The 18,706-nt window shown below is 63.9% G+C and carries 19 protein-coding genes; 8 read left to right on the top strand and 11 right to left on the bottom strand.

Annotated elements, in window-relative coordinates:
- Window positions 1–3: 3 nt before the first annotated feature.
- From rsmG to hemJ, 5 genes are all read right to left on the bottom strand, one after another.
- Window positions 4–702 carry a 16S rRNA (guanine(527)-N(7))-methyltransferase RsmG gene (rsmG, locus tag ACNJYD_RS00800; RefSeq protein WP_439365078.1) on the bottom strand — a complete coding sequence of 233 codons (699 nt, stop codon included), beginning with the start codon at window positions 700–702 and terminating at the stop codon, window positions 4–6.
- Window positions 703–800: 98 nt separating this feature from the next.
- A complete protein-coding gene (mnmG, locus tag ACNJYD_RS00805) occupies window positions 801–2,681 on the bottom strand; it encodes a tRNA uridine-5-carboxymethylaminomethyl(34) synthesis enzyme MnmG (RefSeq protein ID WP_439365079.1) in 1,881 nt (626 codons plus the stop codon).
- A 457-nt stretch (window positions 2,682–3,138) separates the two neighbouring features.
- Entirely contained in the window at window positions 3,139–4,497 is a 1,359-nt protein-coding gene (gene mnmE / locus ACNJYD_RS00810) for a tRNA uridine-5-carboxymethylaminomethyl(34) synthesis GTPase MnmE (protein ID WP_439365080.1), read from the bottom strand.
- A gap of 310 nt (window positions 4,498–4,807) precedes the next feature.
- Complete coding sequence (rho, locus tag ACNJYD_RS00815; RefSeq protein WP_011083462.1) at window positions 4,808–6,073, bottom strand: transcription termination factor Rho; 1,266 nt, start codon at window positions 6,071–6,073, stop codon at window positions 4,808–4,810.
- A gap of 258 nt (window positions 6,074–6,331) precedes the next feature.
- Window positions 6,332–6,766 carry a protoporphyrinogen oxidase HemJ gene (gene hemJ, locus ACNJYD_RS00820; RefSeq protein ID WP_172787825.1) on the bottom strand — a complete coding sequence of 145 codons (435 nt, stop codon included), beginning with the start codon at window positions 6,764–6,766 and terminating at the stop codon, window positions 6,332–6,334.
- A 460-nt stretch (window positions 6,767–7,226) separates the two neighbouring features.
- Between hemJ and ACNJYD_RS00825 the strand changes: the two genes are divergently transcribed.
- From ACNJYD_RS00825 to dnaQ, 4 genes are read left to right on the top strand one after another with little or no spacing between them, the layout of a single operon-like run.
- On the top strand, window positions 7,227–8,066 hold the full coding sequence (locus tag ACNJYD_RS00825) for a pyruvate, water dikinase regulatory protein (RefSeq protein ID WP_100233242.1): 840 nt from the start codon (window positions 7,227–7,229) through the stop codon (window positions 8,064–8,066).
- Window positions 8,067–8,075: 9 nt separating this feature from the next.
- Complete coding sequence (locus ACNJYD_RS00830) at window positions 8,076–8,684, top strand: Maf family protein (RefSeq protein ID WP_212257851.1); 609 nt, start codon at window positions 8,076–8,078, stop codon at window positions 8,682–8,684.
- A 23-nt stretch (window positions 8,685–8,707) separates the two neighbouring features.
- On the top strand, window positions 8,708–9,307 hold the full coding sequence (gene coaE, locus ACNJYD_RS00835; RefSeq protein ID WP_172787823.1) for a dephospho-CoA kinase: 600 nt from the start codon (window positions 8,708–8,710) through the stop codon (window positions 9,305–9,307).
- Window positions 9,308–9,336: 29 nt separating this feature from the next.
- On the top strand, window positions 9,337–10,059 hold the full coding sequence (dnaQ, locus tag ACNJYD_RS00840) for a DNA polymerase III subunit epsilon (protein ID WP_212257850.1): 723 nt from the start codon (window positions 9,337–9,339) through the stop codon (window positions 10,057–10,059).
- Here dnaQ and secB read toward each other — a convergent pair.
- The gene (gene secB, locus ACNJYD_RS00845) at window positions 10,050–10,535 is read right to left on the bottom strand and encodes a protein-export chaperone SecB (RefSeq protein ID WP_172787821.1); all 486 of its coding nucleotides are present in this window, start codon (window positions 10,533–10,535) and stop codon (window positions 10,050–10,052) included. The genes dnaQ and secB overlap by 10 nt on opposite strands.
- 397 nt (window positions 10,536–10,932) lie before the next feature.
- Here secB and ACNJYD_RS00850 point away from each other — a divergent pair, with 397 nt between their 5' ends.
- Genes ACNJYD_RS00850 through ACNJYD_RS00860 form a run of 3 tightly spaced genes read left to right on the top strand, consistent with a single transcriptional unit; the run spans window position 10,933 to window position 13,743 of the window.
- On the top strand, window positions 10,933–11,640 hold the full coding sequence (locus tag ACNJYD_RS00850) for a Tim44/TimA family putative adaptor protein (protein ID WP_212257849.1): 708 nt from the start codon (window positions 10,933–10,935) through the stop codon (window positions 11,638–11,640).
- Entirely contained in the window at window positions 11,618–13,159 is a 1,542-nt protein-coding gene (locus ACNJYD_RS00855; protein ID WP_439365081.1) for an MltA domain-containing protein, read from the top strand. The genes ACNJYD_RS00850 and ACNJYD_RS00855 overlap by 23 nt, the downstream gene beginning before the upstream one ends.
- Entirely contained in the window at window positions 13,156–13,743 is a 588-nt protein-coding gene (locus ACNJYD_RS00860) for a Smr/MutS family protein (protein ID WP_212257847.1), read from the top strand. The genes ACNJYD_RS00855 and ACNJYD_RS00860 overlap by 4 nt, the downstream gene beginning before the upstream one ends.
- On the opposite strand, the gene ACNJYD_RS00865 is transcribed toward ACNJYD_RS00860, so the two are convergent.
- Genes ACNJYD_RS00865 through hslV form a run of 5 tightly spaced genes read right to left on the bottom strand, consistent with a single transcriptional unit; the run spans window position 13,740 to window position 17,910 of the window.
- The gene (locus ACNJYD_RS00865; RefSeq protein WP_212257846.1) at window positions 13,740–14,864 is read right to left on the bottom strand and encodes a hypothetical protein; all 1,125 of its coding nucleotides are present in this window, start codon (window positions 14,862–14,864) and stop codon (window positions 13,740–13,742) included. The genes ACNJYD_RS00860 and ACNJYD_RS00865 overlap by 4 nt on opposite strands.
- A 28-nt stretch (window positions 14,865–14,892) precedes the next feature.
- Window positions 14,893–16,197: an ATP-dependent protease ATPase subunit HslU gene (gene hslU, locus ACNJYD_RS00870; RefSeq protein ID WP_212257845.1), complete on the bottom strand. Its 1,305-nt coding sequence runs from the start codon at window positions 16,195–16,197 to the stop codon at window positions 14,893–14,895.
- 49 nt (window positions 16,198–16,246) lie between these two features.
- Complete coding sequence (locus tag ACNJYD_RS00875) at window positions 16,247–16,858, bottom strand: DUF2585 domain-containing protein (protein ID WP_246571473.1); 612 nt, start codon at window positions 16,856–16,858, stop codon at window positions 16,247–16,249.
- Window positions 16,859–16,860: 2 nt separating this feature from the next.
- Entirely contained in the window at window positions 16,861–17,346 is a 486-nt protein-coding gene (locus tag ACNJYD_RS00880; RefSeq protein ID WP_212257843.1) for a GNAT family N-acetyltransferase, read from the bottom strand.
- Between the two features lie 3 nt (window positions 17,347–17,349).
- A complete protein-coding gene (gene hslV / locus ACNJYD_RS00885) occupies window positions 17,350–17,910 on the bottom strand; it encodes an ATP-dependent protease subunit HslV (protein WP_212257842.1) in 561 nt (186 codons plus the stop codon).
- A 192-nt stretch (window positions 17,911–18,102) separates the two neighbouring features.
- On the opposite strand from hslV, the gene hisB reads away from it, so the two are divergent.
- On the top strand, window positions 18,103–18,696 hold the full coding sequence (hisB, locus tag ACNJYD_RS00890) for an imidazoleglycerol-phosphate dehydratase HisB (RefSeq protein ID WP_212257841.1): 594 nt from the start codon (window positions 18,103–18,105) through the stop codon (window positions 18,694–18,696).
- The last annotated feature ends 10 nt before the right edge of the window (window positions 18,697–18,706 follow it).

Consider the following 18,706-nt stretch of genomic DNA (forward strand, 5'->3'; position numbering starts at 1 on the left):
CCCTCAGCCGCGCCGTTCGGCGGCATTGAGCTCCACGATCCACCCGTCGCCCGTGCGGCTTTGGTGGAGCTGCGGCCGAATATTCCAATATTTAGCGGCTTCGGTCAATTCAGCCTCTACATCTTGACCCTTGAGAAATAACGCCTTTGCGCCCTGGCGCATCAGCGGCTCCGCAAAGCCGATGAGTTGGTGTAGCGGAGCCAGTGCACGCGCGGTGACGCAATCGACGGGGCCGGTGATTCTATCCACATTATCCCCGATCTCGGCGAGATGTACGACTCCCGGAGATGTGGTGACGCGGATCGCTTCGCGTAAAAAGGCGGCCTTCTTGGCGATTCGCTCGACGAGATGGACGCTCGCGCCAGGTGTGCCGGTCATGGCGCAGGCGAGCACGACCCCGGGAAATCCGCCACCGCTGCCCAGATCGGCCCAGCGTTTTGCGGCCGGCGCAAGATCGACCAGCTGAAGCGAGTCGGCGATGTGCCGGGTCCAGAGCTGCGGCAAGGTCGAGGGCGCGACGAGATTGGTCTTGGCCTGCCACTCCCGCAGCAGCGCGATGTAGCGATCAAGTCGCTCCTCGGTTTCACGTGAAACGGGCGCGAGCTTGAGGGCCGCGGTCTTGTCGGCGGCGATGATGGAATCGAGCGCCTTGTCGTTGGCAACGGCCTTGCTGGCCGTTGGGCTGACCGATCCCGCCTCCATTCGGCGCCCAGCGCCCTCGCCCGCTCCGGGTCGTCGCGTTGGCGGTCGATCCCCGCCCGATCCGCGCTGTTTCACGTGAAACGCCTATGCGATTGGCTTTATGCGATTGCTTTGGAAGTCTTTCGTGCCTCGCGGCGCAGATAGGCCGCGAGAATGCCGAGCGCCGCCGGCGTCATACCGTCGATGCGGCCGGCCTGGCCGACGGTGAAGGGTCGTGCCTTCTCCAGCTTGGCACGCACTTCATTGGAGAGACCGGGAACGAGCTGGTAATCGACGTCCGCCAGCACCATGCCCTCGTCGCGGCGGAAGGCTTCGACGTCGGCGCTCTGGCGCTCCAGATAGACGTCATACTTGGCGTCGATCTCGAGATGGGTCGCGATGACGGGATCGACGGCCGACAGCTCCGGCCAGATCGCGCGGACCTGGCTCCAGCCGATCTCCGGATAGGCCATCAGCTCGAAAGCCGAACGGCGCTGGCCATCCCGGTTCAGCGACAGCCCGTGCTTGATCGCCTCGTTCGGGGTGATGGTCAGGGACTTCGAGAGCGTCCTGGCGGCGTTCAACGCATCCATCTTGGCGCGATGATGCCGGGTTCTGGCGCTGCCGACGCATCCCAGCGCGATGCCCTTCTCGGTCAGGCGCTGATCGGCATTGTCGGCCCGCAGGGTCAGCCGGTACTCGGCGCGCGAGGTGAACATCCGATAGGGCTCGCTGATCCCGCGGGTGACGAGGTCGTCGATCATCACACCGAGATAGCCGTCGGCACGATCGAACACGGTGAGCGCGGCCCCGCTGGCGGAAAGCGCCGCGTTCAGGCCGGCAACAATGCCCTGCCCGGCGGCTTCCTCATATCCGGTGGTGCCGTTGATCTGCCCGGCCAGAAACAGCCCGCGCAGACGCTTGGTCTGCAGGGTCGGATCGAGCTCGCGGGGATCGATGTGATCGTACTCGATGGCATAGCCGGGGCGGACCATCTTCACCCGCTCCAGGCCGGGAATGCTGGCAAGGATCGCGAGCTGAACCTCCTCCGGCAGCGAGGTCGAGATGCCGTTGGGATAGACGGTGCTATCGTCGAGCCCTTCCGGCTCCAGGAAGATCTGGTGGCCGTCGCGATCGCCGAAGCGGACGATCTTGTCCTCGATCGAGGGGCAATAACGCGGCCCGAAGCTCTTGATCTGGCCGGAGTACATCGGGGAGCGATGGACATTGGCCCGGATCACCTCATGGGTCGCCGGAGTGGTCCGGGTGATCCCGCACTGGATCTGCGGCGTCGTAATCCGCTCGGTCATCACCGAAAACGGCTCCGGCGGCTCGTCGCCGGGCTGCATCTCGACCGCCGACCAGTCGATCGTGGTACCGTCGAGACGCGGCGGAGTGCCGGTCTTGAGACGTCCGAGGATAAAGCCGGCGCGCTCGAAAGAGCTGGAAAGGCCCAACGCAGGCGCCTCGCCGACCCGGCCGGCGGGCCAGTTCTTCTCACCGAGATGAATCAGCCCACGGAGAAAGGTACCGGTGGTGACGACAACCGCCCCTGCCCGAAGCTCCCGGCCATCGGCCAGACGCAGGCCGGTCACCCGGTTATCGACCACGATCAGCTCGTCGGCTTCGCCCTCGATGACGGTGAGGCCTTCTGTCTCCTGGATCGCGGCCTGCATGGCCGCCGCATAGAGCTTGCGATCAGCCTGGGCTCGGGGGCCACGCACAGCGGGGCCCTTACGGCGATTGAGAACGCGAAACTGGATGCCGCCGGCATCGCCGACACGGCCCATCAGACCGTCGAGCGCATCGACCTCGCGGACCAGATGGCCTTTACCGAGCCCGCCGATGGCGGGGTTGCAGGACATCGCGCCGACCGTGGAGAAACGGTGCGTCACCAGAGCGGTCGCCGCACCCATCCGGGCAGCGGCAGCCGCGGCTTCACAGCCGGCGTGGCCGCCGCCAATGACGATGACGTCGAAACTCTCTCGCTCTGTTCGCATGGACGGACTTCTAGCTCAGAGCTGGGAAAGCCGGAAGTGGAAACTCGGGAGCGGCGTTTCACGTGAAACAGGCGCAAGCCCCAAGTCGGAACCATTTCCGCGAAAACAACCCCATGCACAGTAGGAGGTGCATTGATCCATCTGGTGTTTCACGTGAAACAAATACGGGCGCTCCTGGGCCGAGCGATGCACGACCAGACATCCTGTCACGTGCCCTCACCGCGCCGCCGTAGCCGCTGGTCGGGGGGCGCCACGTACCGCGTCATAATCCGTCATTGCGAACGCAGGGAAGCAATCCAGTCTCGCGGAGCAGGCAGTCTGGATTGCTTCGTCGCGAGGGCTCCTCGCAATGACGGGGAGAGAGCGGCGTTTCACGTAATCAAAGCGAGGAGCGCCCATGTTTCACGTGAAACAGAAGAAATGGAACAAGCGCTAGTTCTAGAATCAAGTACTAGCGCTACTTTCCGATGCAGAATTTCTGAAAGATGGCGCCAAGGACGTCCTCAACGTCCACGCGGCCCAAGAGCCGGCCCAAGGCATAGGCCGCTGCTCGCAGCTCTTCGGCCGCGAGCTCCTCGCCGTCTTCTACAAGGTCCAGACTTCGGCGCAAGCTGTCTGAGGCCCGGCTCAACAAGTCTCGCTGGCGGGCCCGGGTCACCATGGCGCCCTCGGTGGTCCCGAAGAACTCGGAAGCGAATCTCACCAGCGCGTCGACCAGCTCGGGGATGCCGTCGCCCCGGCTTGCCGAGATCCCGAACTCGCCGCTTGGCCCCGCTCCACCGCCCCCGCCGAGATCGATCTTGTTGCGCACGATCCAGACCGAGCCGCTGGACGAAGCACCACCGTCCGCGGATGTCCAGCGCGAGCGCATTGTGTCGAGATCGAGGGCTTGCCCGCCCTCCACCAACCACAACACCAGATCGGCGTCCTCGGCTCGCGCGCGGGCCCGGCGCACGCCTTCCTGCTCCACGGGATCATCGGTCTCGCGGATGCCGGCGGTGTCGATGACCGTAACCGGATAGCCATCGAGATCGAGCTGCACCTCGATCACGTCGCGCGTGGTGCCGGCATGCGGCGAGACGATCGCGACCTCGCGGCGCACCAGCTGGTTGATCAGCGTCGACTTGCCGACATTCGGCTCGCCCGCGATCGCAACCACCAGGCCATCGCGCAGCCGTTCGGAATGTCCCTGTGCCGCAAGCACTTTTGCGATTTCGTCGTGAAGCGCCTTGATCGCTTTCACTGCCGGCGCCCTCAGCTCCGCGGGCACGTCGCCTTCATCGGAAAAATCGATGCCGGCCTCGATTAGCGCGGAGGCCTCGATAATGCGCTCGCGCCAGTCGCGCGCGCGGTCGCCGAGCAGGCCCTGCAGCTGGCGTAGCGCCTGACGGCGCTGGCGGTCGGTGTCGGCGTGAATGAGGTCGTCGAGGCCCTCGGCCTCGGTCAGGTCGAGTTTGCCATTCTCGAAGGCGCGCCGGGTGAACTCACCGGGCTCCGCCGTGCGCGTGTTCGGGATATCGGAAATCGTTGCGAAGAGCGCCGCCAGCACCGCCCGGCCGCCATGGACGTGAAATTCGGCAATGTCCTCGCCCGTCGCGCTGGCCGGTCCCGGAAACCAGAGCACGACCGCATCGTCGATCGGCTGGCCCGCGCCGTCCCGGAGCAGCCGGCGGCTCGCCTGTCGCGGCGCCGGCAGCCGGCCCGCAAGCGTCGTCAACGCCAGGCCGGCTTGCGCGCCGGAGACGCGCACCACCGCGATCGCGCTGGGCGCCCGGCCGGATGACAGCGCAAAGATGGTCTGGTCTCGCGGATGCATGGCCTATTTGTGCGGCTGCCGGTGAAAAGGCAAACATCCGTTTTCAGCCTGGCCAGTGGCTGGATTTTGCCGCACCAGATCTCGCAACAACTTATGCTGCATCGCAATAATCTCGCAGCATTTTTGCTGCAAGAATGCGCCCCCGCGCAGGAGACAGGCCGGCGGAAATTCAAGTATTATTGTAAGATGTCAATAGATTAAAAGATGCCCGAGCTCCGGTGGCTGATACCATTCATGCTGCACTATGCTGCAGCAAAGCCGCAACAAAAAGGGCGCCCGAAGGCGCCCTCTGATCTTGCTGCAGTGCAACTCAGGTGTTCATGGAGTCGAAGAACTCCGAATTGCTCTTGGTCGAGCGCAGCTTGTCGAGCAGGAAGTCGATCGCGTCCATCGTACCCATCGGATTGAGGATGCGGCGGAGCACGTACATCTTCTTGAGCACCTGCGGATCGGTGATGAGCTCCTCCTTGCGGGTGCCGGAGCGCGAGATATCGATCGCCGGGAAGGTGCGCTTGTCCGAGACCTTGCGGTCCAGGATCAGCTCGGAGTTACCGGTGCCCTTGAACTCTTCGAAGATGACTTCGTCCATGCGGCTGCCGGTATCGACCAGCGCCGTCGCGATGATGGTCAGCGAGCCGCCCTCCTCGATGTTGCGGGCCGCGCCGAAGAAGCGCTTCGGACGCTGCAGCGCGTTGGCGTCGACACCGCCGGTCAGCACCTTGCCGGATGACGGCACCACGGTGTTGTAGGCGCGGCCGAGGCGCGTGATCGAATCGAGCAGGATCACGACGTCGCGGCCGTGCTCGACCAGGCGTTTTGCCTTCTCGATCACCATCTCCGCGACCTGAACGTGGCGCACCGCCGGCTCGTCGAAGGTCGAGGACACCACCTCGCCCTTCACAGAGCGCTGCATGTCCGTGACTTCTTCGGGACGCTCGTCGATCAAGAGCACGATCAGATAGCATTCGGGATGGTTGTGGGTGATCGAGTGCGCGATGTTCTGCATCAGCACGGTCTTACCGGTCCGCGGCGGCGCCACGATCAAGGCGCGCTGGCCCTTGCCGATGGGCGCAACGATGTCGATCACGCGTGCAGACAGGTCTTTCCGCGTCGGATCGTCGATCTCCATGCGGAAACGCTGATTCGGAAACAGCGGCGTGAGGTTATCGAAATTGACCTTGTGCTTGGCCTTTTCCGGGTCCTCGAAATTGAGCGTGTTGACCTTCAGCAGCGCGAAGTAGCGCTCGCCCTCTTTCGGGCTGCGGATATGACCTTCGATGGTGTCGCCGGTGCGCAGGCCGAAACGGCGGATCTGCGAGGGCGAAACGTAGATATCGTCCGGACCCGGCAGATAATTCGCATCGGGCGAGCGGAGGAAGCCGAAGCCGTCGGAGAGCACCTCGACGACGCCCTCGCCGACGATATCGGTCTCGGCCAGCGAGAGCTGCTTGAGGATGGCGAACAGCAGCTCCTGCTTGCGCATGGTGCTGGCGTTTTCGACCCCGTTCTCTTCCGCGAACGAGACCAGCTCGGCCGGGGTTTTCGACTTGAGGTCCTGGAGTTTGATTTCCCGCATTGGGGTGGTCCTGTGGGGTAACCTGAAAAAGAGGGGGGTGCGAGGTGGCTCTGAAATGCGGACGCGAGCAGGTGCAGGTAAGGTCCGCAGGTCTGGCAAGGTTAAGCGCCGGTGAGGCTTCAAACCTGATGCGGTGTCCGGCCTCTGGAAGGCTCGGACACAACCACATCCGCCTGCGTTGGGTGGGATATCGCCAATATAGAAAATCGCTCAACGCTCCGCAAGCCGAAGCGCTGAGCTAATCGCCGCGGGGTATGCCTAGAACGGCTTCACGATCACCATGACGACGATGAAAATCATCAGGACGGTCGGCACCTCATTGATAATCCGATAGAATTTCTGGCTCCGTGGACGCTTATCAGCGGCAAAATCCTTGACCCAGCGGGAAAAAAAGCCGTGGACCGCCGATAGCACCAGGACCAGTGCCAGTTTTACGTGCAGCCAGCCGAACGAGAACCAATGTCCGGACCAGGCGAGATAGAGCCCGGCGAGCCAGGTGACCATCATCGCGGGGTTGATGATCGCCTTGAGCAGCCGGCGTTCCATGACCTTGAACGTCTCGGACTGCTTCGAGCCGATTTCGGCCTCGCAGTGATAGACGAACAGCCGCGGCAAATAGAGCATGCCGGCCATCCAGGAGATGACGGCGATCACGTGCAGCGCCTTGATCCAGAGATAGACGTCTTCGAACATTTTCGACGGTCCGGGTTGCTGTCCAGCTCGGGAGCGCTGGGGATAGTAAGAACTCGTTAAGGTCTTACCCCGCACACATATCCGTCCGTAGCGCCTTCCTCAAATCTAGAATCTTAGATTCTTAAGGTTTGAGTCTATGTGACCGTGGATTGGACTCACGCAATTCCGTCCGCGCGTTCGCGCGCGCTTGTTCACATCCATCCACATATTCCGGACAGCCTTTGTCGACTTCCGATAAGTCAGTCGGCTTCAAAGGCTTGCGCGTTTGTATCGGCAGCTTATCAAGGGACTTGTCCGCGCAATCCCGTTTCCCTCTCGGCGGGGCGCCGGACTTGTCCTGATCGGCAGCAGTGTGAAGAAAATCGCCGCTTGTCCCGCCCCTGGTGTCGCGCATCCCTTTCCGAGAGGTTAAGCTCCACAGAAATCCACAAACCACCCCAACGAAATTCAAAGGGTTTTTGTGCCGACCTCGAACAATTATTTCCATCTCCACCTGGTCTCGGACTCCACGGGTGAAACGCTCATCACCGTGGCGCGCGCGGTCGCGGCCCAATACGCCAACGTGACGCCGGTCGAGCACGTCTATCCGCTGGTGCGCAGCCAGAAGCAGCTCGACCGCGTGCTCGACGAGATCGAGGAAGCACCGGGGATCGTGCTGTTCACGCTGCTCGAGAAGGATCTGGTCGCCAGACTCGAGGACAAGTGCAAGCAGATCAATGTTCCGAGCCTCTCGATCATCGGGCCGGTGATGCAGCTGTTCGAAGCCTATCTGGGCGCTGCGACCACCGGCCGTGTCGGCGCCCAGCACGTGCTCAACGCGGAATATTTCAAGCGCATCGACGCACTGAACTACACGATGATCCATGACGACGGTCAGCACGTCGAAGGTCTCGACGAGGCCGATGTGGTCCTGGTCGGCGTGTCCCGGACCTCGAAGACACCGACCTCGATCTATCTCGCCAATCGCGGTATCCGCACCGCCAACGTGCCCCTGGTGCCGGGCATCCCCGTGCCCTCGCAATTGGAGACGCTGACGCGGCCGCTGGTCGTCAGCCTGCACGCGACGCCGGAACGCCTGATTCAGATCCGTCAGAATCGCCTGCTTTCCATGGGCGCCGAGTCCGGCAGTGACACCTACACCGACAAGCAATCGGTCACCGAGGAGGTCGCGTTCGCACGCAAGCTGAGCGCCAAGCACGACTGGCCGCTGCTGGACGTCACGCGCCGCTCCATCGAGGAAACCGCGGCGGCGATCATGAAGCTGTATAGCGACCGCCAGCGCAACCGGCCGTCCGAGTAAGTGTCGCCGATGAGTTTGTGGCGCGGCAAAAGTCCGTTGATCCTGGCCTCGCAAAGCAGCGCGCGCAAAATGCTGCTGGTCAATGCCGGGCTCGAATTCGTAGCTGTCACCGCTGATATCGACGAGCGCGGCATTCAGGCCGCGTCAAAACTTTCGGACCCGCGCGAGATCGGCCTGTTGCTGGCGCGCGAGAAGGCCAAGGCGGTCTCTGCCGGTCATCCCGGACACTTTGTGATCGGCGCCGACCAGACGCTGGCCCTCGGGAACCGTCTCTTCAACAAACCGGCCGGCCGCGCCCAGGCGCTGGCGCAATTGCGCGATCTCGCCGGTCAGACGCACGAGCTGAATTCAGCCGTCGCCGTGGCGCAGGATGGCAGGATCGTCTTCGAGGACGTTTCCGTGGCGCGCATGACCATGCGGCCCATGAGCGAAGCCGAGCTTTCGGCCTATCTCGACGCCGCCGGCGAGGCCGTGACCAGAAGCGTCGGTGCCTATCAGCTCGAGGGCCTGGGCATCCATCTGTTCGAGCGCATCGAGGGCGACCATTTCACCATTCTCGGCCTACCGCTGCTGCCGCTGCTTGCGTATCTGCGGAGCGAGCAGCTAATTGCGGTGTAGATGCGACAGAAGGCTGGGTGCTGATGCGGATTCTCGGACTGACCGGCTCGATCGGGATGGGCAAATCCACTACCGCGAAATTGTTCGCGGAGGCCGGGGTTCCTGTCTACGACGCCGATGCCGCCGTGCATCAGCTTTATGAGGGCGAAGCTGCCCCCGCAATCGAGGCTGCCTTCCCCGGCACCACCGCGAACGGCAAGGTCGACCGGCAAAAGCTGTCGGCGCGCGTCGTGCACGATCCCGCCGCCATCAAGCAGCTCGAGCAGATCGTTCATCCCATGCTCGGCGCTTCCCGGCAGAAATTCTTTGCCGATGCCGAGGCAGCCAAGGTGCCGGTCGTCGTGCTGGACATCCCGCTGCTGTTCGAGACCGGCGGCGAGAAGCGGGTCGATGCCGTGGTCGTGGTCTCGACCTCGCCGGAACTTCAGCGCCAGCGGGTGCTGGCGCGCGGCACGATGGACGAGGCCAAGCTCGATGCCATCATCGCCAAGCAGATGCCGGATGCCGAGAAGCGCAAGCGCGCCGATTTCGTGGTGGATACCTCACACGGCCTTGACCCGGTGCGCGCCCAAATCGCGCACATCCTGGCCGAGGTCGTTAAGATGCCGCAGCGGCGCATCTGATTCGCCACCTCACACGGCTTCTTAAAGACATGCGCGAAATCGTCCTCGACACTGAAACCACCGGCCTCGATCCGCTGCGTGGCGATCGACTGGTCGAGATCGGCTGCGTCGAGATCTTCAACCGCATGCCGACCGGACAGACGTATCACGTCTACATCAACCCTGAGCGGGACATGCCGGCGGAAGCGTTTGCGGTGCACGGATTGTCGGCCGAATTCCTGACGACGAAGCCGTTGTTCCACGAGGTCGCCGACGACTTTCTCGCGTTCATTGGCGACGCCCCGCTGGTGATCCACAACGCCTCGTTCGATATCGGCTTCATCAACGCCGAGCTCGACCGCATCGGGCGCGCTGCGATCCCGCGCGAGCGCCTGGTCGATACGCTGCTGCTGGCGCGTCGCAAGCATCCCGGCGTGTCCAACCGGCTCGACGATCTCTGCTCGCGCTATTCGATCGACAATTCACACCGCACCAAGCACGGCGCGCTGCTGGACGCCGAGCTGCTCGCCGAGGTCTATGTCGATCTGGTTGGAGCGCGGCAGTCGCAGCTGCTGCTGGCCTCGGACACCGAGGAGATCAGGGTCAACAGCGCGGGCGATGCGCCGCGGCGGCAACGTCTGGTGCCGCTCGCGCCGCGGATTTCTGAAGCCGAGCGCGAGGCCCATCGGGCCTTCATCGCGACCATGGGCGACAAGGCGATCTGGAACGAGTACCTGCCCGCTCCAGCCGTGGCGGTCGCCGCTCAGGCCTGACCGGCTTGACCCTGAGCGGCCATTTGTCGCTCCATGTTCTGGCGGTACAGACCGACGAAGTCGACCGGATCCAGCATCAGCGGTGGGAACCCGCCGTCGCGCACCGCGGTGGCGATGATCTCGCGTGCGAACGGGAACAAGAGGCGCGGGCACTCGATCATGACCAGCGGATGCAGGTTCTCCTTGGGCACGTTGACGATCCGGAACACGCCGGCATAGGCGAGCTCGAACGAGAACATCACTTTACCTGCGGTCTCGGCCTTGCCCTCGACCGACAACGTCACCTCGAATTCCTGTTCGCTGAGATTGTTGGCGCTGACGTTGATCTGGATGTTGATCTGCGGCGGCTGGCTCTGCTGCTGGAGCGAGCCGGGCGCGTTGGGATTTTCGAACGAGAGGTCCTTGGTATATTGCGCCAGCACGTTGAGCTGGGGAGCCTGGGCCGCCTCGGGAGGGGTGCCGTTACCGTTGGTCATGAAAGTGTCTCCTTACCCGATTGGGGCTGAATTTCGCGGCGGTTGGCTAACATAGGGCCGGCTCGTTCCACAAGGACGAACGGTCCCGGACCTGGAATTCGGCCCGCGCTCGCGCCTTGGACGCTCATCCTGCCTTTTCCGCGAAATTTCGCCTTAAACGATTGAAGATGCGCGATTTCCGGCCAGGATCGGGTTTCCCCTTAAGCATAAAACGCGCTACACTTGGCGCTGTGCCAAAAGGCGCCATTGGCCGGGCAAGATTTCGTGCCTACATCCCACGGACCTGACGCGGACCTAATATGGTGATGTAGACTTGCCGTTTCCGAAAGGAACGGTCTACTGGCCGGATTGATTTTCCCGGCAACGAGCCCTGAAAAGACCAGAAAGCGGATACGACGTGGACATCTACACCATCATATTCCTGGCGCTGGCCGTCTTCATCTTCTTGCGGCTGCGTAGCGTGCTGGGGCAGCGCACGGGCAATGAGCGGCCGCCGTTCGATCGCACCGCCGCCCGCAATGCGCTGGGAGGTGCCCAGGACAACAACGTCGTGACCGTGCCGGGCAAGGTGATCGACCAGGCGCCGCTGGCGCCGACGGCCGAGCCGACCGCACCGGCCGATCGCTGGAAGGGGCTGGCCGAGCCGGGCACTGCGCTGGCGCAGGGTCTCGATTCCATCGTCGAGAAAGACTCCAGCTTCGACCCGCGCCATTTCCTCTCGGGCGCGCGCGGCGCCTACGAGATGATCGTGCTGGCTTTCGCCAATGGCGACCGCCGCGCGCTGCGCGATCTGTTGTCGTCGGACGTCTATGACAGCTTCGACGCCGCGATCAAGGAACGCGAGAGGAACGAGCAGAAGACCGAGACGCGCTTCGTCTCAATCGACAAGGCCGAGCTCGTCGGCGCCGAGCTGCGCGACCGCAACGCGCAGCTGACCGTGCGCTTCGTCTCGCAGATGATCTCGGTCACCCGCGACAAGACCGGCAACATCGTCGATGGCAGCGCCGAGACGGTCGCCGACATCACCGATATCTGGACCTTCGCCCGCGACACCTCCTCTCGCGATCCGAACTGGAAGCTGGTTGGCACCGGAAGCGCGAATTAAGACTTTCCTGAAGAACAGCGCGACGGCGCTTTGCGCCGGCGCCGTCGTGCTGTCGTCGTTTTCGCTCGGTGCCGAGGCGGCGCGGCGTCACCACCGTAGTCACTACCATCATCTGCCGCGAACGCCTGCCGCTCCGCCGCGGGCCTTGCCCTATCCGCAGCTCTCCCTGCCGTTCGAAATTCCCGGCGCGCAATATCTGCCGCTGGCCTGGGCGGACGTGAAGGGGTGGGGCGACGACAATCATCTCGCGGCGTACAAGACCTTCCGCGCCAGCTGCAAACCGATCAATGCGCAGAACGGCGCGGCCGAGCCCAAGGCTGAACCGAAGGCTTTGGGTGCTTCGCTGGGTGAGCCCTGCCGGGCCGCCAAGACGCTCGATCTCACCGACGACGGCAAAGCGAAGACCTTCTTCGAGGAGAATTTCACGCCGCTGCGGATCTCGCGGCTCGGCGAGCCCGACGGCTTCGTGACCGGCTATTACGAGCCGGTGCTGGAGGGATCGCGGACACAGACCGATGTCTACAACGTGCCGGTCTATCGCCGTCCCTCGAACCTGTTCGTGCGCGGCTACAAGCAGGATTCGGTCAGCCTGCCCAACAAGGGCCCGGTCTATCGCAAGATCGGCCGCCGCAAGCTGGTGCCCTATTACGACCGCGGCGAGATCGAGGATGGCAAGATCGCCGGCCGCGGGCTCGAGATCGCCTGGCTGAAGGATCCGACCGATCTGTTGTTCGCGCAGATCCAGGGCTCGGCGCGGATCAAGTTCGAGGACGGTAGCTCGGTTCGGCTCAATTACGACGCCTATAACGGCTATCCTTACACGGCGGTCGGTCGCATCCTGATCGAGCGCGGCATCATTCCGAGGGAAGAGATGTCGATGCAGAAGATCAGGGAATGGATGACGCAGAATCCTGAAGGCGCCAAGGAGCTGCGCCGCGCGAACCGCGCCTACATCTTCTTCCGCGAGGTCAACCTCTCCGACAAGGAGGAGGCCGTCGGCGCGCAAGGCATTCCCTTGACGGCGGGACGTTCGATCGCGGTCGACAAATCGCTTCATGTCTACGGCACGCCGTTCTTCATCGAGGGCGACCTGCCGATCGAGTCCGAGCGCGCCAAGACGCCGTTCCACCGGCTGATGATTGCGCAGGACACCGGCTCGGCCATCATCGGTCCCGCACGTGCCGATCTGTTTTTCGGCGCCGGCGCGGATGCCGGCCGCGTCTCCGGCCGGCTGCGCCACCCCATGCATTTCGTGATGCTGGTGCCGAAGAGTCTCGATCCCGCCCCGCGCGCCGCGAAGCTGCCGATCCCGGACCCCAGGCCCTCGGAGAAGATCGCAAAGCTGTTTCCGCAGACCGATCCGGCAAAGACCGGCACGCCTGTCGCCGCGGCGGCGCAAGGCAAGAGCGAAACTGTCGCCGTCGCCGGCCCCGTTCCGCTGCCGGTGCCGCGTCCCGCGATCGAGCCTGCCCCTGAGCCGCGTCGTCCGGCGAAGAATCGTCCTCATCGCCCGCAATGAAACGACCGTCCCGTCCGCCCGTGCTGGAGCCTCGCCCCTCGCCGCGCCGTCGCGCGCTGAGCGAGGAAGAGCGCGAGCTGTGGGATCTCGTTGCAAAGCATGTCAAGCCGCTGCGGAAGCATCGCGCCGCCAAGGCGCATGCCCCGCGCGCCGAGCCTTCGCCCGGGACCCAGGTGACCAGGACTTCGCTACCGGCAAGGCCGGTTGCCGCTGCACCGGCGCCGCGCGCCGCAAAGCCGTCGATTCCGCCGCTTGCGCCGCTCGGCAAGCGCGAGCGGATAAAGCTGTCGCGCGGCCGCAGCGAGATCGACGCGCGGCTCGACCTGCACGGCATGACCCAGATGCGTGCCCATCGCGCGCTGGCCGGCTTCCTGCACCGCGCGCATCAGGACGGCCTCACTTTCGTGCTCGTCATCACCGGCAAGGGACGCAGCGGCGGCGAAAGCGGTGTGCTCCGCCGCCAGGTACCGGAATGGCTCAGCCTGCCCGAATTCCGCGCCTTCGTCGTCGGCTTCGAGGAAGCCGCGATCGGCCATGGCGGCGAGGGCGCGCTGTATGTGCGGATCAGGCGGGCGCGGTCCTAGAACGGCCGCACGATTCCGACGCGCGGGATCAAGGTGACGATCAGACCGAAGATGTTGGTCTTCCGATCCTCGGTCGGAATCAGCGCAGCCTCCTGCTTGGTCGGCAGCATCTTCACGGCATGCAGGATCAGGAACATGCAGACCGCCCAGTTCGAGATCCAGCGCGAATAGTCGAACACCATCGCGAACATCACGAGATAGGCGACGCTGATGCCGGCCAGTGCTGCGATGACGAGCCGCTTGTGCCGCTCGCTCTCGAGCGCACTGATCAGGCTCGCGAAGAAACGCCATAGCGGCGTGTGCAGCCAGATCAGAAGCGCGAACACGGGCACGCCGAGGATGTTGTGCGGCAGGCGGCCCCAGGTGTCCGCAACCTCTTTGGCCAGCGGCTGGTACCAGATGTAGGCGAATTGCAAGAGGTCGGTGCGCGCCGGATCGGCCATCCGGCTCTTCAGATAGGCGATGAAGTCCGCTTCGGGGATCGGCATCGTTCCCATAAACTGCGCGGCGAAGAACAGCGCCGAGACGGCGGCAAGGGCGATCACGCCGAACAAGACATTGCTGCGACTACAGCCGCAAGCGAGGTAGTGCCGGATCACGACGATGGTGATGATCGTCGGCACATACATCAAGAGATGAATGTGATGGATCAGCACGAGAATGATCGAGAACAAAGCAGCCGTCGCCACGAAGAGCAGCGAGCCCGCCGGCATCAGCAGCAGGATGATCGCCAGCGCGCAGCCATAGATGTCGAAATGGCCGAGCGTGTGCATGAAGTTCTTCAGGAAGAACGGCGAGCCCGCGGTGAAGACGAACAGCGGCAGTGTTTTCGCGGAGAAGCCGAACGTGTTCTGGAAGAGCCTGGCATAGAGGCCCAGCGTTGCAAGCCACGTCGTCCCGCCGAGCGCGAACACCAGCCACACCGGCACTTTCGCCGTGAACAGCGCGACGATCGCCCCGATCAGCGCGCGCTTGATGAAGCCGAAATGATAATCGACCAGGAGATGGATGTAGGGGACATAAGGCGGCAGCTGGATCTTGTGAATGAGCACGCCAACGATGATTGCCGCGTTGATCGCGAGCAGGAGCCGCCAGGGATTTTGCAGGATGGGTACGGTCACGCCGCATCAATAGCGTGACCGCTCCAAATTACAAAATGAACCGGCTCAGATCCGCGTTCTTGGCGAGATCGCCGATGTGCTTTTGCACGTAATCCGCGTCGAGCCGGACGGTCTCGCCGTTGCGGTCGGGGGCGGTGAAGGAGATCTCGTCCAGCACCCGCTCCATCACGGTCTGCAGCCGCCGGGCGCCGATGTTCTCGACCGTTGAATTGACGGCAACCGCAATGTCGGCCAGCGCATCGATGGCGCTGTCGGCGATGTCGAGCGTCACGCCCTCCGTCTGCATCAGGGCGACATATTGCTTGATCAGCGAGGCCTCGGGCTCGGTCAGGATGCGGCGCATGTCGTCGCGGGTCAGCGCCTGCAATTCGACGCGGATCGGCAGGCGGCCCTGCAATTCCGGCAACAGGTCGGACGGCTTGGCGACGTGGAAGGCGCCGGAGGCGATGAACAGGATGTGGTCGGTCTTGACCGCGCCATGCTTGGTCGAGACCGTGGTGCCTTCGATCAGCGGCAGCAAGTCGCGCTGCACGCCCTCGCGGGAGACGTCGCCGCCGACGCGGCCATCGCGGGCGCAGATCTTGTCGATCTCGTCGAGGAACACGATGCCGTTGTTCTCGACCGCGCTGATCGCCTCCAGCGTCAGCTGCTCGGTGTCCAGCAGCTTGTCGGATTCCTCGTTGACGAGAATTTCGTGCGAGCCTTCCACCGTGAGCCGCCGCGTCTTGCTGCGGCCGCCCAGCTTGCCGAAGATGTCGCCGATCGAGATCGCGCCCATCTGGGCGCCCGGCATGCCCGGGATCTCGAACATCGGCATGCCGCCGCCGGACGACTGCGTCTCGATCTCGATTTCCTTGTCGTTCAATTCGCCGGCGCGCAGCTTCTTGCGGAAGGATTCCCTCGTCGCCGAGCTCGCATTGGCGCCGACCAGCGCGTCGAGCACACGCTCCTCGGCGGCGAGCTGGGCCCGCGCCTGCACGTCCTTGCGCTTCCTCTCGCGCACCTGCGCGATGGCGACCTCGACGAGATCGCGGATGATCTGCTCGACGTCGCGGCCGACATAGCCGACCTCAGTGAACTTGGTCGCTTCCACCTTCAGGAACGGCGCATTCGCGAGCTTGGCGAGGCGCCGCGCGATTTCCGTCTTGCCGACGCCGGTGGGGCCGATCATCAAGATGTTCTTCGGCAGCACCTCCTCGCGCAGGGAGCCGGTCAGCTGTTGCCGGCGCCAGCGATTGCGCAGCGCGATCGAGACGGCGCGCTTGGCGTCGCCCTGGCCGACGATGAAACGGTCGAGTTCGGAAACGATTTCGCGGGGGGAGAAGTCTGTCATGTCTGATTAGCTAGGGCGGGAGGCGGCCAAGGACAAGCCGCATTTTGGGTCAGATGATCGGCGGGCCGGATTGCCATTGCTTCACGGCCTCGATCGGATGGATCAGCATCAGGATATTGAGCGTCAGATTGTCGCGAATGTGGAGCGCCAGCACGATCTCGAAGGCCAGCCCCAGCAGCACGGTCGCGGTGACAGGCAGCGCGCGCGCGGCCAGGAACCCGAGGATCATGGCCAGATTGTCCGAGACCGAATTGAGGATGCTGTCGCCGTAATAATCCAGCGAGATGGTGCCGGCGCGGTATCGCTCGATGATGAAGGGCGAGTTCTCGACGATCTCCCAGGCGCCTTCGATCAGTATCGCGATGATCAGCCGTGCCGGCCAGGAGAGACGCAGAAACGGCAATCGTGCCAACAGCAGCCAGGTCAGGCCGTAGAACAGGAAGCCGTGCAGGACGTGTGAGAACGTGTACCAGTCCGCGATCTGCTGGGAATTCTCCGAGCTGTTCACCACGCCGTGCCACAGCTTGATGGTGCCGCAGGTACAGATCGGCACGCGGCCCATCGCAAGCAGGATCGCGGCCTGCAGCGCGAGCAGCAACAGCGCGATGCCGACCCAGGCGAGCGGCGGGACAGCGACCTTGCTCTCGCGGGCCTGCACCAGCGTCACGGTTCGCGCACCATCAGCAATGCCGGACCGTCCGGCGTCTCGACCATGCGATCGCGGACGAATCCCGCTTTCTCGTAAGCGCGTATCGCGCGCGCGTTGAGCGGGTCCGGATCGGTGACCATGCGCGGCAGCCCCTGCCGAAACCGTTCGTCGACGAATTGGCGCGTCAACGCCGAACCATGGCCGCGCGCGATCATGTCGCTTTCGCCGATGAACTGGTCGATGCCACGCGTGCCCTCCGGTTGCGGCCCGAAGCCCGTATTCCAGGCGGTCAGGCGGTAGCATTGAAGATAGCCGAAGGGCCTGTCGCCGGCCAATACGATGAACTGGTCCATTGCCGGCTCATCGAGATCGCCGCTGACGAGCGAAAACTGCTCGTCCGGATCGCCCCACCACTCCCTCACATGCGCCTCGCCCAGCCATCGCCGGATCAGGGGCAGGTCGGCCACGGTCATCGGGCGGAAGGCGTAGGTGGACGCCATCGCCTAGCCGCTTGCCAGGCTCTCAATGGTCAGATTCCGGTTGGTGTAGACACAGATGTCCGCGGCGATGTCGAGCGAGCGGCGGACGATGGTCTCGGCGTCCTTGTCGGTGTCGAGCAGGGCCCGGGCGGCCGCCAGCGCGTAATTGCCGCCGGAGCCGATCGCCATCACGCCGGCCTCGGGTTCGAGCACGTCGCCGGTGCCTGTCAGCACCAGGGAGACGTCCTTGTCGGCCACGATCATCATCGCTTCCAGCCGCCGCAAATAGCGGTCGGTGCGCCAGTCCTTGGCGAGCTCCACGGCCGCCCGGGTCAGCTGCCCCGGATATTGCTCGAGCTTGGATTCCAGCCGCTCGAACAGGGTGAAGGCGTCGGCCGTGGCACCGGCAAAGCCGCCGATCACGTCGCCCTTGCCGAGCTTGCGGACCTTCTTGGCGTTGGACTTGATCACGGTCTGGCCGATCGAGACCTGGCCGTCGCCGCCGACCACCACCGTGCCGCCCTTGCGGACCGTTAGAATCGTGGTGCCGTGCCAGCCCGGCGAGCTGTTCTGGGAGTCCTGCATGAAATACCTCGTTGTCCGGCCTGATTTAGGCGGTCCGGGGCTGGGGCACAACGGGCCGTTCCGGCCCTAGATTCCGCTCACCATAGGCGGAAGTGGTGCCATGCTTGAGCGTTCCCGCAGTAGCGAAGGCGTCATTTGGCTGTTAAGAGACTGGCGTTTTCGGCTCCAAGCTAGGATGAAAGCCAGCTTTCAATGCGCACCGCGACGATCAAGCGCAAGACCAAGGAAACCGACATCGAGGTCTCCGTGAACCTCGATGGCACCGGCGTGGCCAATATCGCGACCGGCATCGGCTTTTTCGACCATATGCTCGATCTCCTCGCCCGCCATTCCCGCATCGACCTCACGGTCAAGGCGGTGGGCGATCTGCACATTGATTATCACCATACCACCGAAGACACCGGCATCGCGCTTGGCCAGGCGGTCAAGCAGGCGCTCGGCAACATGGCGGGCATCACCCGCTATGCCGGCGTGCACATGCCCATGGACGAGACGCTGACGCGCGTGGTCATCGACATCTCGGGCCGCCCGTTCCTGGTGTTCAAGGCCGACTTCCCCCGCGCCAAGATCGGCGAGTTCGACACCGAGCTGGTGCGCGAGTGGTTCCAGGCTTTTGCCATCAACGCCGGCGTGACTCTCCACGTCGAAACCCTATATGGCGATAACAGCCATCATATCGCCGAGTCCTGCTTCAAGGGTCTGGCGCGGGCGCTGCGCACCGCCGTGGCGATCGATCCGAAGGCGGCGGGCGAAATCCCCTCCACCAAGGGCTCGCTCGGCGGCTGACATCTCCGTC

The organism is Bradyrhizobium sp. SPXBL-02 (assembly GCF_051853065.1).
GTDB lineage: Bacteria > Pseudomonadota > Alphaproteobacteria > Rhizobiales > Xanthobacteraceae > Bradyrhizobium.

Excerpts from the sequence above, each read along its gene's own strand:
- mnmG (WP_439365079.1), bottom strand. The coding sequence starts at position 2,681 with ATGCGAACAGAGCGAGAGAGTTTCGACGTCATCGTCATTGGCGGCGGC.
- hemJ (WP_172787825.1), bottom strand. The coding sequence starts at position 6,766 with ATGTTCGAAGACGTCTATCTCTGGATCAAGGCGCTGCACGTGATCGCC.
- dnaQ (WP_212257850.1), top strand. The coding sequence starts at position 9,337 with ATGCGCGAAATCGTCCTCGACACTGAAACCACCGGCCTCGATCCGCTG.
- ACNJYD_RS00880 (WP_212257843.1), bottom strand. The coding sequence starts at position 17,346 with ATGGCGTCCACCTACGCCTTCCGCCCGATGACCGTGGCCGACCTGCCC.
- hisB (WP_212257841.1), top strand. The coding sequence starts at position 18,103 with ATGCGCACCGCGACGATCAAGCGCAAGACCAAGGAAACCGACATCGAG.
- ACNJYD_RS00830 (WP_212257851.1), top strand. The coding sequence starts at position 8,076 with ATGAGTTTGTGGCGCGGCAAAAGTCCGTTGATCCTGGCCTCGCAAAGC.
- ACNJYD_RS00860 (WP_212257847.1), top strand. The coding sequence starts at position 13,156 with ATGAAACGACCGTCCCGTCCGCCCGTGCTGGAGCCTCGCCCCTCGCCG.
- hslU (WP_212257845.1), bottom strand. The coding sequence starts at position 16,197 with ATGACAGACTTCTCCCCCCGCGAAATCGTTTCCGAACTCGACCGTTTC.
- mnmE (WP_439365080.1), bottom strand. The coding sequence starts at position 4,497 with ATGCATCCGCGAGACCAGACCATCTTTGCGCTGTCATCCGGCCGGGCG.
- coaE (WP_172787823.1), top strand. The coding sequence starts at position 8,708 with ATGCGGATTCTCGGACTGACCGGCTCGATCGGGATGGGCAAATCCACT.
- hslV (WP_212257842.1), bottom strand. The coding sequence starts at position 17,910 with ATGCAGGACTCCCAGAACAGCTCGCCGGGCTGGCACGGCACCACGATT.
- rho (WP_011083462.1), bottom strand. The coding sequence starts at position 6,073 with ATGCGGGAAATCAAACTCCAGGACCTCAAGTCGAAAACCCCGGCCGAG.
- rsmG (WP_439365078.1), bottom strand. The coding sequence starts at position 702 with ATGGAGGCGGGATCGGTCAGCCCAACGGCCAGCAAGGCCGTTGCCAAC.
- secB (WP_172787821.1), bottom strand. The coding sequence starts at position 10,535 with ATGACCAACGGTAACGGCACCCCTCCCGAGGCGGCCCAGGCTCCCCAG.